12 protein-coding genes are annotated in these 14,457 nt (G+C 71.2%); 1 reads left to right on the top strand and 11 read right to left on the bottom strand.

The features are described 5' to 3' along the window. Window positions 1–69: 69 nt before the first annotated feature. The 4 genes from WA675_RS00460 to WA675_RS00445 form a co-directional block, all read right to left on the bottom strand. Window positions 70–405 (bottom strand): hypothetical protein, encoded by a 336-nt coding sequence (locus WA675_RS00460; RefSeq protein WP_336080953.1) that lies wholly within the window; start codon window positions 403–405, stop codon window positions 70–72. A gap of 269 nt (window positions 406–674) precedes the next feature. Next, the gene (locus WA675_RS00455; RefSeq protein WP_336080951.1) at window positions 675–2,327 is read right to left on the bottom strand and encodes a class I adenylate-forming enzyme family protein; all 1,653 of its coding nucleotides are present in this window, start codon (window positions 2,325–2,327) and stop codon (window positions 675–677) included. A gap of 121 nt (window positions 2,328–2,448) precedes the next feature. Further along, window positions 2,449–5,043: a LuxR C-terminal-related transcriptional regulator gene (locus WA675_RS00450; protein WP_336080949.1), complete on the bottom strand. Its 2,595-nt coding sequence runs from the start codon at window positions 5,041–5,043 to the stop codon at window positions 2,449–2,451. A 146-nt stretch (window positions 5,044–5,189) separates the two neighbouring features. Further along, window positions 5,190–5,411: a hypothetical protein gene (locus WA675_RS00445; RefSeq protein WP_336080948.1), complete on the bottom strand. Its 222-nt coding sequence runs from the start codon at window positions 5,409–5,411 to the stop codon at window positions 5,190–5,192. Window positions 5,412–5,598: 187 nt separating this feature from the next. Here WA675_RS00445 and WA675_RS00440 point away from each other — a divergent pair, with 187 nt between their 5' ends. After that, window positions 5,599–6,024: an Ig-like domain-containing protein gene (locus WA675_RS00440; protein ID WP_336080946.1), complete on the top strand. Its 426-nt coding sequence runs from the start codon at window positions 5,599–5,601 to the stop codon at window positions 6,022–6,024. Window positions 6,025–6,091: 67 nt separating this feature from the next. Here WA675_RS00440 and WA675_RS00435 read toward each other — a convergent pair whose 3' ends face one another. The 7 genes from WA675_RS00435 to WA675_RS00405 form a co-directional block, all read right to left on the bottom strand. Next, a complete protein-coding gene (locus tag WA675_RS00435; protein WP_336080945.1) occupies window positions 6,092–6,541 on the bottom strand; it encodes a VOC family protein in 450 nt (149 codons plus the stop codon). A 184-nt stretch (window positions 6,542–6,725) separates the two neighbouring features. Then, window positions 6,726–7,556, bottom strand: a complete 831-nt coding sequence (locus WA675_RS00430; protein WP_336080943.1) for a hypothetical protein — start codon at window positions 7,554–7,556, stop codon at window positions 6,726–6,728. Window positions 7,557–7,763: 207 nt separating this feature from the next. Next, window positions 7,764–8,507 (bottom strand): sirohydrochlorin chelatase, encoded by a 744-nt coding sequence (locus WA675_RS00425; protein WP_442945523.1) that lies wholly within the window; start codon window positions 8,505–8,507, stop codon window positions 7,764–7,766. Next, complete coding sequence (locus tag WA675_RS00420) at window positions 8,504–9,745, bottom strand: uroporphyrinogen-III synthase (RefSeq protein WP_336080941.1); 1,242 nt, start codon at window positions 9,743–9,745, stop codon at window positions 8,504–8,506. Before WA675_RS00420 ends, WA675_RS00425 begins: the two co-directional genes overlap by 4 nt. After that, window positions 9,742–10,122 (bottom strand): nitrite reductase small subunit NirD, encoded by a 381-nt coding sequence (gene nirD, locus WA675_RS00415; protein WP_336080939.1) that lies wholly within the window; start codon window positions 10,120–10,122, stop codon window positions 9,742–9,744. Before nirD ends, WA675_RS00420 begins: the two co-directional genes overlap by 4 nt. A gap of 64 nt (window positions 10,123–10,186) precedes the next feature. Further along, window positions 10,187–12,724 (bottom strand): nitrite reductase large subunit NirB, encoded by a 2,538-nt coding sequence (gene nirB, locus WA675_RS00410; protein WP_336080937.1) that lies wholly within the window; start codon window positions 12,722–12,724, stop codon window positions 10,187–10,189. Window positions 12,725–12,753: 29 nt separating this feature from the next. Next, window positions 12,754–14,217 (bottom strand): nitrate/nitrite transporter, encoded by a 1,464-nt coding sequence (locus WA675_RS00405; protein WP_336080936.1) that lies wholly within the window; start codon window positions 14,215–14,217, stop codon window positions 12,754–12,756. Window positions 14,218–14,457: the final 240 nt, after the last annotated feature.

Below are 14,457 nucleotides of genomic sequence, written 5' to 3'. Positions count from 1 at the left end.
GTCGAACAGTTTTCTGACTGGTGACGCGGCTAATGCACGAAAATGCCGGAGTGAACGTCGCGGCGACCGTCAGCCGAGCTCCTTCCGGACGGCGGTGAACCACGCCTGAGTGTCGGGTAGGCCTTTCTCGTTGTCCTTGCGGCCGCCGACGAAACCGAACAGGTCGGCGGCGAAGCGGCTCAGCACGGTCGCGTCGGTCTCCTCGAGTTGGGTGAGCATCTCGGTGTCGCCGAGCAGGTAGGCGACGACGGCGAGCCGACCGGCGGGCCAGGCATCGCGGTGGGTGGCCCAGCCGTCGGCGCGCACCACCCGCGCCTTGGCGAGCAGGTCGGCGCGCAGGGCGTCACGGTCGGCGTCGGTGGGCTTGCGGGGTTTGCCCCAGGTGATCCGGTTCGCGTCCGGCATGTCGCGTCCTCTCGGCGGTGGACAAGGGTCACCGGTGAGCGTGGCAGATCACAGTGCGGGTGGGCGCACGGGGCCGTCCCGCACTGGCCGCGGGGCACCGGCACCCGGGCGCCGGGAAGCGGCGTGCACCGGCCGCGCAGCGTGGTCGTCAGCGCTCGGTGTCAGCCTGCGGCGTGCACGCACGCGCAGCCCGGCGGATCGTCATCGCCACCTGGCGTCCGGGGACCGAGTACGCACACATGCGCACCCGCGGATAGTGATCGGTGCGGTCAGACCGCCAGGTCGCGGCGGGTCACCTTGCCGGTCGCGTTGCGCGGCAACGGGTCAGCGGTGAGGCGCCAGTGGACGGGGACCTTGAAGTGTGCGAGGCGGGCGGCGACGAAGGTACGCAGGTCGGCGGGGTCGACAGCGCCGGGCTCGGTGACGACGACGGCCGCGACCTCCTGGCCGAGGTCGGGGTGGGCGACGCCGAAGACCGCGCATTCGGTCACCGCCGGGTGCTCGCACAGGACGTTCTCGATCTCGACCGGGTAGACGTTCTCGCCGCCACGCAGGATCAGGTCGGTGCGGCGGCCGGAGACGGTGAGCCTGCCGTCGGTGAGGGTGCCGAAATCGCCGGAGCGCAACCAGCGTTCGCCGTCGATCGCGCGGGCGGTGGCGTCCTCGTCGTTCCAGTAGCCGAGCATGACATACGGGCTGCGGATACAGATCTCGCCCTCGGCGCCGTCGGGCAGCACGGTGCCGTCGGCGTCGCGGATCCGCACCTCGACCCCGAAGATCGGTCTGCCGACCGACGCGTCGTCGGCGGCCAGGTCCAGTGGGGTGGCGACGGTGGCGGCCGTGCCGCTCTCGGTGAGGCCGTAGCTGGTGGTGAGCGAGAGGTTCAGCGCAGGGAGTTTCGCGCGCAGGGCGGCCAGCAGGGCGGGCGAGGTCGGCGCGGAATTGAGCGAGAGCGCGGTCAGCGAGGACAGATCATGCTGGGTGACATCATGTTCCAGCAGGCGCGAGGCCATCGTCGGCACCGCGGCCCAGTTGGTGACGCGCTCGCGCTCGACCAGTTCCAGCACCCTGCCGACCTCGAACGCGCCGTGTGGGAACACCGCCGCCGCGCCGGTCACCAGGCGCGGCACGACCAGGTTGTGCAGGCTGGCGATGTGGAACAGCGGCGCGGTGACCAGGTAGCGGCGCTCGCTCGGCCCGTCGCCGAGCGGCTGTCCGGCGAAGGCGGCCAGCAGGGCGTCGGTGAAACGGTGATAGTCGCTGACGGCCACCATGTTCCGCTGCGAGTGCACCACGCCCTTGGGTCGGCCGCTGGTGCCGCTGGTGTAGAGGATCACAGCCGGATCGTCTTCGGCCACCGGCGTATTCGGGATCTCGGCACCGGCGAATTCGGCGATCAGCGCGGGCAGGTCATCAGCCATGGTCAGGACCAGGATCGTAGTGCCGGTATCAGCCAGTCGCGCAGCCCTTTTCGCGTCGGCGATCACCACGGTGGGGGTGGTGTGGTCGAGGCCGTAGGCGATTTCCGGCGGCGCCCACCAGGCGTTGTAGCCGACCGGGATCGCGCCGAGGCACTGCGCGGCCCAGAAGGCGATCACCCAGTCCGGGCCGTTGGCGGCCAGAATGCCCACCCGGTCGCCCTTGCCGACGCCGTAGCGCTCGGCCAGCGCGGTGGCCATGGCCCCGGCCGCGGCGGCGTGCTCGGCGAAGGACAGGCGGCGGTCCTCGGTGACCAGGTAGTCGCGATCGCCCCAGCGCAGCGAGTGCTCGAGCAGTTCACGCAGGCTGTGACGGCGGTGCGCGAGCACCGGGATCGGCACGCCGAGTACGGGTTCGACGGTGAGTTCGAAGGGAGCGCCCGGCGCGGTCAGGCCCGCGGCGACCTGGGCCGCCAGCTGCTGCGGGTCAACGACATCGGTCATGCTCTGCTCCATCGGGGTCGCGCGGCGTCGCCCGAGTCCACGGCAGCGGCCCGAGTGACGTGAGCCACAGCGTAGCGCAATCGGTAACCGTGTTTCCGGGGAGTGGTCCGGATAGGTGGGCTCAGAGCAGGCCGAGCCCCCTGGCCGTGGCGATGGCCTCGGCGCGGGCGTTCACGCCGAGCTTCTGGTAGATGCCGCGCAGGTGGGTCTTCACGGTGTTCACCGAGACGCCAAGGTCGCTCGCGATATTGATGGCGGTCATGCCGGAGGGCAGCTGGCGCAGGACGACGAGTTCGGTCTCGGTGAGCTGGGGGGCGCCGTCGGCGGTGCCGCGCTGGGCACGCACCAGATCGACGAACGCGTCGAAGCGGCCGAACCGGCCACCGAGCCGGTCGAGGACCTCCAGCGCGCCGGGCACGTCGAGGAACGGGCGCACCCAGCGTTCGGCGCAGGCGTGGGTGAGGGCCTGTTCGACGGCCTCGTCGGCCTTGCGCGGCCGGTCGAGCCGGTCGGCGGCGACGGCGACCAGCAGCCAGCCGGTGACCACGGCCCCGGCGGACAGCCCGGACGGCACCCGGACGACCAGCGGTTCGACCAGCGGCAGCGCGGCCGCGGGCCGGTGGGTGTAGACGGCGAGCCCGGCCTCGGCGAGCGTGGTCTCCGGGGTCACCCCGAGGACCCGGGTGGCGTGCTCGACCAGATGCAGGGCCTCGGACCGGGCCTGCAGGCGCAGCAGCAGCCACAGCACGTCGAGGACGGTGCGGCCGTTGCCGAGCAGGGCCGGGGATTCGTCGAGCAGCCGGTGCAGCTGCCTGCTCAGCGCCGTCGCGGCGGCGGCGCGGTCGGGTGCGTCGTCGAAGGTGAGCAGGGCGGTGACGATGCCCGCCTGGCGCAGCGGGGCGGGCAGGCAGGTCTCGTGTTCGGCGGTGCGGGCGCCGGGCAGCGGCCGCGGGAAGTCCGCGCCCTGCTGGTAGGCGCCGTAGGCGGCGACCACGCGCGCGAGCCCGGCCTCGCCGGACAGCTCGTAGCGGGCGGCGCTCTCGATGGCCTGCCCGGCCAGGAGCCGCAATTCGCCGATCCGTCCCGCGATGCCCGCCGCCAGCGCGAGCCCGGTCCTGGCGCGCACCACCACCCGGCCCAGCCCGGCCGCCTCGGCGTGCACGAGCGCGTGCCGCAGGGCCGCGGCGCCGCTCTCGATCGCGCGGGCGCTGACTTCGGCGGTGCCGCAGTGCAATCCGGCGTAGCAGTCCAGATCCGGCTGACCGGTCGCGGCGGGCAGCGGCCAGCTGGTCGAGGACGAATCACCCACCAGCACCGCGACTCCCGCGCTCACCGCGACATCCAGGGCCGCGAGCCACGCGGTGGGCACGACCCGCGACTCCGGACCTGCCCCGACATGGGCGGCCTCCAGATACACCTCGGCGGTGGCGATATCGCCCGCCTCCACCGCGACCGCGGCCCGCAGCAGCCGCACGTAGGCGTCCTCGGACAGCTCGGGCAGGTGGTCGGCGGCGGCGAGCAGCAGGTGGCCGGTGCCGTCGAGGACCATCCGCAGGCCCCACTCGCGCAGGAAGGTGACCAGCCCGGGCGCACCGGGTTCGGCCAGCACGTGGTCGAGCGCGGGCGCGGGCAGGGCGGCCGCGGCGAACCACTCGGCCACCCGCCGGTGCAGGCCGGGTGTGCGCTCCGGGCGGGTGTGCGCGCCCTCGGCGAGCAGGTAGGCGCGCAGCAGCGGGTGGTAGGTGTGCCAGAGCTCGCCGTCGTGGGCAACGGTGTGCAGCGGGAAGTTCGCGCGCAGCAGGTCGTCGAGGATGCGGGCCGCGTCGTCTCCGGCGAGGTCCTCGGCCAGCGGCAGGCAGAACTGCGCCGGTACCGCGGTGGCGAGCAGGAAGTGGAGGGTGGCGGGCGGCAGCGAACCGAGCAGTTCGGCGACGAGGAAGTCGGCGACCGCGTGCGAGGGGCGGGCCAGCGCGGTCAGCGCGGTGTCGCGGTCCTCGGCGTGGGCGGACAGGTAGATCGCGGCGATGCGCACCAGCGCGGCCCAGCCGCGGGTGAGGGTGTGCACCACGGCCAGTTCGGCGTCGTCGAGGTGGCAGCCGTGCTGGGCCAGCAGCTGGGCAACCCGCTCGGGCGAGAGCGCCAGCTCCGGGCCGCCGATGCGGGTGAGCCGCCCGGCCAGCTCGAGGGTGTGCCAGCGCAGCGGCGGGTCGAAACGGCCCGCGACCAGCGCGGTGACGTGGGCGGGCAGGTGCGCGAGCAGGTATTCCAGCCCGGCCAGTTCCAGCGGGTCGGTGAGCAGGTGGGCGTCGTCGATGACCAGCACGGTCGGTTCGGCGGCGGCCAACGCGGCGACCAGGTCGGCGGCGCGGTCGGCCGGGCTGCGCGGGGCACCGTCGGGTACCAGCGAGCGGTCGAGCAGGCCCGCCAGGGCGGCGAGCAGGTCGTCGGGGTGGTCGAGCACCGACAGCCAGGCGACCGGCAGCGCGCGCTTGCGCTGCGCCCGGGTGACCCAGTCGACCAGGGCCACGGTCTTGCCGCTGCCCGCCGGACCGCACAGCAGCACGGTGTGCCCGGTACCCGCCAGCGCGCGGTCCAGGCGGGTGCAGGCGGCCGGGCAGCGCACCGGCGCGAACGACAGTTCCGGGATGCTCGCGCCGCTCACAGCTACCGCCGGGCTGTCACCGCGAAGATCCAGCGAACTCGACGATGTAGTCATCCGCACCCTCCTGAACTCGCTGTTCACCGCGCGGCGCTCGAGAACTCACCGAGCTCGACGGTAGGCGAAACGGCGGCTGAGCGTTTGCCCGAAAGCGGCGGAGACGGGGCTCGTTATCAGATCGACGCCATCGCCGCGTTTACCGCTCAGTCGGGCAGTTGGGACATGCCGAGCAGCGTCAGACCGAGGGTGTCCAGGCGCGCGAGCACGCCGCGCATGGCGGTGGCGTCGGCGACGACGCCGTAGAGGGTGGTGGTACCGGTCGGCGAATGCGAACTTCGGCGCAGCTCCGGGAATGCCGCGAGGACGCGCTCGGTGAGTTCGCCCTCGACGACGAACTGGTAGCGGAGAGGTCCGGACGTCGACATGATCCTCAGTGTCGGCGCCGGTCGGATCGCACACCTCACCCCCTCCGGGTGAAATCGGGTGTCACCTGCGCCTCTCTCGCCGGAAATATTTTAAACATGCGTTTTTCTGTTTCCGGGACAGCCGGGGAATCGGCTCGCTACTGTCGCGACACCACAGCAGTGGTCAGCGCGAAACAGGAGTACGGATATGAAGATCTACCAGGCGCGCCGGGCCGGTTTCGGTCTCACGGCATTCACCGCCGTCGCCGCGGCGGCGGTTCTCACCGCACCGCAGGCCTCGGCCCTCGTCCAGAGCATCGCGGTCAGCGGCAGCACCCACTACGTGGGCACGGCCTACACCGTGACCGCCGATGTCACCGCGACCTCGTTCCTGTTCAAGGTGACCTTCACCGACAACGGCACCCAGATCGGCGAGCCGGTCTCGGTGTCCAACGGCAAGGCCACCATCTCCTGGACCCCGACCACCGCCGGGACCCACGAGATCAAGGCCGTGCAGGAGCTGATCAGCTCCAAGACGGTGACCGTCGAGGTCTCGGAGCAGCCGACCACCCCCGGTGGCGGCGGCACCGGCTCGGCCGACCTGGGCGGACTGCTGACCGGCTCGGCGGGCTGACTCCCCACCCCCGCCGAAACGGCCGCCGCGGACTACCGATCCGCGGCGGCCGTCGTCGTTTCCGGGGTCAGGCCCGGTCATGCGCCTGCTGCAGGGCGGCGATATCGAGCTTGGACATCGTGCGCAGCGCGGTGCCGACGGCGATGACCCGCTCGGGATCGGAGTTCAGCAGCTTCGGCAGCACGGCGGGCACGACCTGCCAGGAGACGCCGAAGCGGTCGGTGAGCCAGCCGCACGGACCCGGCTCGCCGCCCTCGGTGAGCGCGGTCCAGATCCGGTCGAGCTCGGCCTGGGAATCCACGATGACCTGCAGCGACGCGGCATCGCTGTGCGGATGCCCCGGGCCGCCGTTCATCAGGGTGACGGCGTGGCCGTCGAGGTCGAGCTCGACGACGAAGGCCGATCCGTCGCCCTGCCGGGTGATCTCGGTGATACGCGCGTTCGGCACCGCGGCGGTGTAGAGCTGGGCGGCCGCCTCGGCGTCGGTGTCGAACCAGAGGAAGGTGGTGACGGACATGATGTGCTCCTGGGTGAGTTCGGACTGACTGTCACCCTTCGGTCGGAGCCGATTCCGCGTTCTCGACACATCCGCCGGACATCTTCGACATCTTTTTCGGCGCGTCGGGATCGGGTCGGCGGAATCGCTGCGTCAGCACATGGCTCGCCAGTGGGGGTGCCGCCGAGCACCTACCGGGCGAACGTCACCACGGCCCGGTAGCGGGGTAGCCCGGATAGGGGGCGTAGCCGACGGGGGCGGGCGCGAAGAACTCCTTGGAACGGCCGGTCCACAGCAGGATCACCGTCGCGAGGCCGATGGCGACGCCGACGGCGCCGAACAGATGGCCCAGAACGAGGCCGCTGCTGAAGGTCGCGGCGAGGATGCCGAACAGGAACATCACCGCGTTGATGCCGAAGAAGGTGGTGCCGGTGATCCTGGCCCAGTTCTTGCCCGCGCGGCTGGCGAAGGCCATCCACACCCACAGGCCCGCGGTGATCAGCGAGGTACCCACCCCGATCCCCATGCTCACCGACATGACCAGATCCAGATCGGCCCCGCGCAGCACACCACCCGAAGCGTCGAGCACCTCGCTGCGGGTCTGGTCGATGACGGTGAACGAGTAGATCATGGCCAGCAGGGTGACGCAGGCACCGGCGAGCATCAGGTAGAAGGCGTTCTGCACACTCGGCGGCACCGCACGCGGGCCGGTGGGTACGCCCGGCTGCCCCGGATAGGGCGCACCCGGCGGATAGGACCCGGCCGGATACGGCGAACCCCCGGCGACGTAGGGCGGAACCCCGGCCGCATACGGAGCCCCTGCGCCGCCGTACGGCGTCGGCGCCGCGACGGGTGGTTGTGCCGGGGCCGCCGCCGGGTACGGCGGCACCCCGACGGCTGGAACCGGTGGGACCGCGGGCGGTGGAACCGCATCGGGGTACGACGTCAGCTCCTCGTGTGCCGCGTGCGGCGGGATCGCGTCGGGATAGGACGTCGTCGCATCGTGCGCGACCGGTGCCGCGGGCGGCGGAACCATGTCGGGATACGACGTCGTCACATCGTGCGCGACCGGTGCCGCGGGCGGCGGAACCGCGTCGGAGTGCGACGTCGGAACGTCCTTCGAGAGCGGTTGCTCAGGTTTTGCGGTCGGATCCGACACGGTGCCCCCTCCTGGTGCGTCGGGCCCACTCTATCGGCCGGGACCGACAGCGGCCGAGCGGTGAACCCGGGGTTCACCGAGGGTTCAGCGCACCCGGGCGCGCACCAGCGCACGGGCGGCGGTGCGGTAGCGGTCGGCGATGAGGCGGACCACCTCGGGATGCACGCCGATCGGCTCGGCGACACCGTCGGCACCCGCGTCGTGCAGACGCTGGTGGAACAGGCCGTGGGCCAGCAGATAGGACGCGATGAAGACCTTGCGCGCGCCCGACGCACGCAGCGCCGCGACGACCTCGGGCACCCGGGGCGAGCCGGTGGCCACGTAGGCGATGCGCACCGGGGCGCCGATCTGCTCGGCGAGCATGCCCGCGGCGCGGCGGACATCCTGGCGCGCCCGCGCGTCGGAGGACCCGGCGGCCGCGAAGACCACCGCGTCACCCGGCTGCCAGCCCGCCGCGCGCAACCGCACGGCCATGATGGCGGCCAGCGCCGGATCGGGACCCATCGCGGCGGTCACCGCGACCGAGCCGTGCCCGCTCTCGGCGACCTCGCGCGGAACATCCTGGTAGACGTGGTATCCCGAGGCCAGGAAGGCCGGGACCACCACGGCAGGGCCGTCCAGATCGCGCAGCACCTCCGCGGGCGACGGGCCGAGCACGTCGACGAAGGCGGTGCGCAGGGCCGCGTTGGGCGCGCCGCCCTCGGCCTGCGCGTCCAGCTCCACGGCGACCGCTTCGGCGAGCGCGGCGATCATCTCCACGCCGCGCGCGCTGCGGGTGCCGTGCGCGACGAGCACCAGGGCCGGATCACCCGGCCGCGCGGTACTCACCACACCCCGATCGGCTGCACCGCGCGCGGGGAGCGGGCGGGGGTGCCGATGCCCGCCGCGTGCGGCGGCTGCACCGGCGGACGCACGGGGGTGTCGGCGCAGTCGGCGGCGTCGAGCGCGAGCCGGTAGCCGCGCTTGACCACGGTCTGGATGGCTTTGGGGGTGCCGAGCCCGGCCCGCAGGCGGGCGATGGCGGTCTCCACGGCGTGCGTGTCGTCGCCGCCACCGGGCAGCGCGGCCAGCAGGTCCTCGCGGGAGACGACCCGGCCGGGCTGGCGGGCCAGCGAGCGCATCAGCGCCATCGGCGCGGGCGCCAGCGAGCGCACCTCACCGTCGACGACCACGCAGCCACCGCGCACGCTGATCAGATGACCGGCCGCGTAGATGCGGCTGGCCCGGCGCGGCAGTTCCTCGGCGACGTGGCGGGCCAGCGCACCGAGGCGGGCGCGGCCCGGCATGGTGGTCGGCACGCCGAGTTCTTCGAGCGGGGCGGCGGTGATCGGGCCGACGCAGGCGGCCAGCACCCGGCCGCGCAGCGCGTGCAGCACCGATTCGAGCAGGCCGGTCTCCTTGGCCCGCATCAGCATCGAGGCCACCGCGGGCGCGCTGGTGAAGGTGACGCAGTCCAGGCTGCCCGCCACGATCGACTCGATCATGGTGTCCATCGGCCCGCGATCGGCGGGCGGCTCCCACCGGTAGACCGGCACCGGAACCACATCGGCGCCCGCGCAGCGCAGCACCTCGCAGAAGTCCGGCACCGGCTCCCACTCGGTGGTGGCGCCGTGCAACTGCACCGCGATGCGCACGCCTTCGACGCCCTCGGCGAGCAGGTGGTCGAGCACCTCGGCCGAGGACTCCGAGGCGGGCGACCATTCCTCGCGCAGTTCGGCGGCGCGGATGGCGCCCTTGGCCTTGGGGCCGCGGGCCAGCATCCGGGTAGCGGCGAGGGTGTCGCGCAGGACCTCGGCCAGCCCCCAGCCTTCGGCCGCTTCCATCCAGCCGCGGAAGCCGATGCCGGTGGTGGCGACGGTGATCTGCGGCGGATCGGCGATGAGCTGTTCGGTGACGCGCTCGAGTTCGGTGTCGTCGGCCAGCGGGATGATCCGGATGGCCGGGGCCGAGACCACGGTCGCGCCCTTGCGGGTGAGCAGGGTGCCGAACTCCTCGGCCCGGCGGGCGGCGGTGACGCCGATGGTGAAGCCGGCCAGGCAGGGGCCGCTGTCGGTCGGAGAGGTCATGGAGTCACCGGTTCGTTCGACACCGAGACCACGCCACCGTCGAGCCGCACGCCGTACACCGGCAGCGACTGGGTCGCGTCGTCGAGGCACTGGCCGTCGAGCAGCGAGAACGCCTGCTTGAGCAGCGGTGAGGCCACGACGGGCTGCCCGCCGCGGTCGCCCACGATGCCGCGCGACATGACCGCGGCCCGGCCGAACGGATCGATATTGCCGACGGCGGCCAGTGTGCCGTCGGGGAGCAGGAACAGGGCGGCCTGCTTGCCGCTCTTGAGCAGGACAGCAACGCCGCGGCCCGGGATCAGGAAGTCGAGCCGGCAGGCCTGGGTCCAGCCTGTGGTCGTCTCCGAGGTGATGGTGGGTGTATCGATTAAGGTCATCGGGTTCCTCCTCCGAACGCCTTACTCATTGGTACAGGCGCCCTGTTTCCGCACGGTTAAGCGCTTATTTCCCGGCTGCTGCTGTGTCGGAGCCAACACCCACCGGCATGGGGGGCAGGCCCAGGAGCACCGGAACCTTGCGCTCGCCGCTGTCGTCGAACGAGATGGTCGGGTCGGTTTCGTCAGGGGCATTGACGAAGGAGACGAAGCGCGAGAGCTTGTTCTCGTCCTCGAGCACGGCGGCCCACTCGTCCCGGTAGCCGTCGACGTGCTTGGCCATGGCGGCCTCCAGGTCGGCGGCGATGCCCAGGCTGTCCTCGCAGACCACGGCCTTGAGGTAGTCCATGCCGCCCTCGAGGGCCTCCTGCCACGGCGCGGTGCGCTGCAGGCGGTCGGCGGTGCGGATGTAGAACATCAGGTAGCGGTCGATGTACTTGATCAGCGTCTCGTCGTCGAGCTCACCGGCCAGCAGCACCGCGTGCTTGGGCGTCAGGCCGCCGTTGCCGCCGACGTAGAGGTTCCAGCCGTTCTCGGTCGCGATCACGCCGACGTCCTTGCCGCGAGCCTCGGCGCATTCGCGCGCGCAACCCGACACGGCCAGCTTCAGCTTGTGCGGCGAGCGCAGACCGCGGTAGCGCTTCTCCAGCAGCACGGCCATGCCGACCGAGTCCTGCTGGCCGTAGCGGCACCAGGTGGACCCGACGCAGCTCTTGACCGTGCGCAGCGACTTGCCGTACGCGTGGCCGGACTCCATGCCCGCGTCGACCAGGCGCTGCCAGATCGGGGGCAGCTGGTCGACGGTGGCGCCGAACAGGTCGATGCGCTGACCACCGGTGACCTTGACGTAGAGGCCGAACTCCTTGGCGACCTCGCCGATCACGATCAGCTGCTCGGCGGTGACCTCACCACCGGGCATCCGCGGCACCACCGAGTAGGTGCCGTTCTTCTGCAAGTTGGCCAGGAAGTGGTCGTTGGTGTCCTGCAGCGCGGCCTGCTCGCCCTCGAGGATGTGGTCGCTCGAGGTGGACGCCAGGATGGAGGCGACGGTCGGCTTGCAGATATCGCAGCCGGTGCCCTTGCCGTGCTTGGCGATCAGCTCGGAGAAGGTGCGGATACCGGTGACGGCGACGATATCGAACAGTTCGGCGCGCGACTGCTCGAAGTGCTCGCACAGCGCCTTGGACATCGCCACGCCGGACTGCTCGAGCAGCTTCTTGATCATCGGCACACAGCCACCGCAGGAGGTACCGGCGTTGGTGCAGCTCTTGACCTGGGCGATATCGCAGGCGCCCTCGGCGATCGCGCCGCAGATCGAACCCTTGTCGACGTTGTTGCACGAGCAGATCTGGGCGTCGTCGGGCAGCGCGTCGGCGCCGAGCTCGGCACCGGCCGGGGAGATCAGCGAGGCCGGGTCGGCGGGCAGCGGGCGCCCGACCAGCGGGCGCAGCGCCGCGTAGGCGGTGGCGTCGCCGACCAGGATGCCGCCGAGCAGGGTCTGCGCGTCGTCGGAGACGACCAGCTTGGCGTAGGTGCCCTTGGCCGCGTCGTGCAGGACCACCGACAGCGCGCCCTCGGTGGTGCCGTGCGCGTCACCGAACGAGGCGACGTCCACGCCCATCAGCTTGAGCTTGGTGGACATGTCGGCGCCGGGGAACTCGCCCTCGCCGCCCAGCAGGCGGTCGGCGACGATCTCGGCGGTGGTGTAGCCCGGGGCGACCAGGCCGTAGCAGACGCCCTCGATGGCCGCGCACTCACCGACGGCGTAGATGTCGGGGTCGGAGGTGACCATGGACAGGTCGGTGAGGATGCCGCCACGCGCGCCGAGCTCGAGGCCCGCGTCCTTGGCGACCGCGTCGTGCGGGCGGACACCGGCGGAGAAGACCAGCAGCGACGCGTCGATCACGGACTCGTCGGACAGGGTCACCTTGAGCCCGCCGTCGGCCTGCTCGATATTGGCGGTGCCCACGCCGGTGTGCACGTTCAGGCCGAGGTCGGCGACGAGCTTCTCCAGCACCGAGCTGCCGCCGTCGTCGATCTGGGCGGGCATCAGGCGGGGCGCGAACTCGACCACGTGCGGGGTCATGCCCATCAGGCGCAGCGCGTTGGCCGCCTCCAGACCGAGCAGACCACCGCCGACGACCACACCGTGCGCGCCGGGACCGGCGGCCTCGGCCGCGGCCCGGATGCCGTCGAGGTCGTCGATGGTGCGGTAGACGAAGCATTCGGGCAGGTCGTGGCCGGGCACCGGCGGCACGAAGGCGTAGGAGCCGGTCGCCATGACCAGCGCGTCGTAGGCCACGACATCGCCGGTGGAGGTGGTGACGGTCTTGGCCGCGCGGTCGATCGAGGCGCCGCGCTGGCCCAACCGCAGGTCGACCAGGTCGTCACCGGCGTACTCGTTGCCCGGCAGCGCCAAGGCGGACGGGTCCCAGGCGCCGACGTAGTAGGACAGGCCGACCCGGTCGTAGGCGGGCAGCTTCTCCTCGGACAGGATGACGACCTGCCACTGACCGGCCTCGTCGCGGGCGCGCAGGGCTTCGACGAAACGGTGTCCGACCATGCCGTGGCCGACCACGACGACTGTCTTGCGAGTGCTGTTCATGAGAGGGACCTCCTTGTGATGGTCGGTTGTCAGCGGCGAGCCGACGTCTTGGCCGACGAAGCGTTGTTTTCGGCCTCGAGGACCAGGGATTCGGCCTCGACCACGACAGCGGAGTCGGAGGACACGGTGGACGGACGGGGACGGCGCAGGAACACCGCCCAGGTGACGACCGCGCAGACCACGTAGAAGGCGAGGAACACCCAGAACGCGGTGGTCGCGGAGTTGGTGGAGGCGTAGGAGCTGCGCAGCACCATGTTGATGCCGACGCCGCCGAGCGAGCCGATCGCGCCGACGAAGCCGATCAGCGCGCCACCGGCGTTCTGCGACCAGGCCGCCTGTTCAGCGCGGGAGACCGGCAGGCTCTTGGACTTGGCCTCGAACACCGACGGGATGATCTTGGTGACGGCGCCGTTGCCGAAACCGGAGAGCACGAACAGGGCGATGAAGCCGACGACCAGGATCGTCATGGTGGCACCGGAGGCGACCCCACTGTTGCGGTCGGCCATGGTAGAGGCGGCGATCACGACCAGCGTGGCGGCCATCATGGCGCCGAAGGTGCCCAGCGCGACCCGGCTGCCGCCGATACGGTCGGCCATCTTGCCGCCGTAGGGGCGGGCCAGCGAACCGAGCAGCGGGCCGATGAAGGCGATCGAGGCGGCGTGGACGGCGGCCTGGGCGGCGGTGTCGCCACCGGCCTTGAAGCTGATCTGCAGAATCTGCGCGAAGGCGAAGCTGTAGCCGATGAACGAACCGAAGGTGCCGATGTAGAGGAACGCGATGACCCACGACTGCGGCACCCGCAGGGCCTGGCCCATCGAGGACAGGTCAGCCTTCTGGTTGGTCAGGTTGTCCATGTACAGCGCCGCGCCGACCGCGGTGAGACCGACGAGGACCAGGTAGATCGCGCAGATGAGGTAGGCGTAGTCGCCGCCCAGGGTGACCAGCACCAGCAGGCCGAGCAGCTGGATCACCGGCACGCCGACATTGCCGCCGCCCGCGTTCATACCCAGCGCCCAGCCCTTGAGCCGCTGCGGGTAGAAGGCGTTGATGTTGGTCATCGACGAGGCGAAGTTGCCACCACCGACACCGGCGAACGCGGCCACGATCAGGAAGGTCGTGTACGAGGTGCCCGGCTGGGTGACGAAGTACAGCGTCAGCAGCAGCGGCACCATCAGCAGCAGCGCGCTGAAGATCGTCCAGTTGCGGCCGCCGAAGCGGGCGGTGGCCACGGTGTAGGGGATCCGCAGGAAACCGCCGATCAGCGTCGGCATGGCGACCAGGAAGAACTTGCCCGCCGCGTCGATGCCGAACTTGTCGGTGGGCATGAACAGCACCATCACCGACCAGATCGACCACACCGAGAACCCGACGTGCTCGGCGATGACCGACCAGATCAGGTTGCGCTTGGCGATGTCCTTGCCGCCGGCCTCCCAGGCCGCGACATCTTCGGCATCCCAGTGCTCGATGTCGTGGTTACGCTTCAGCGTGCTCAAGTTGGGCCTCCCAAAAGTGCGATGGCCCAACGGTAGGAAATCGGTATTGCCGAAATGCTGCGGGAAATGTCGCGCGAATCAACGGTTTCTCACCATTCGCGCCGAAACGGGGTGAGATCGGGCCGTTTGTTTCCGGCATGTGACACAACGATTTCCACAGGTAAGGAAGCAGCGGAATTTCGCGCACGGCCTACGTGAGGGTGTGACCTACACAGCATTACCCGGAACGCACAACCCGGC

The sequence above is a fragment of the Nocardia sp. SSK8 genome (assembly GCF_037034205.1).
Lineage (GTDB): Bacteria > Actinomycetota > Actinomycetes > Mycobacteriales > Mycobacteriaceae > Nocardia.
The sequence above is the reverse complement of the archived record's forward strand: the minus strand, read 5'-3'. Positions and strand labels throughout refer to the sequence as shown.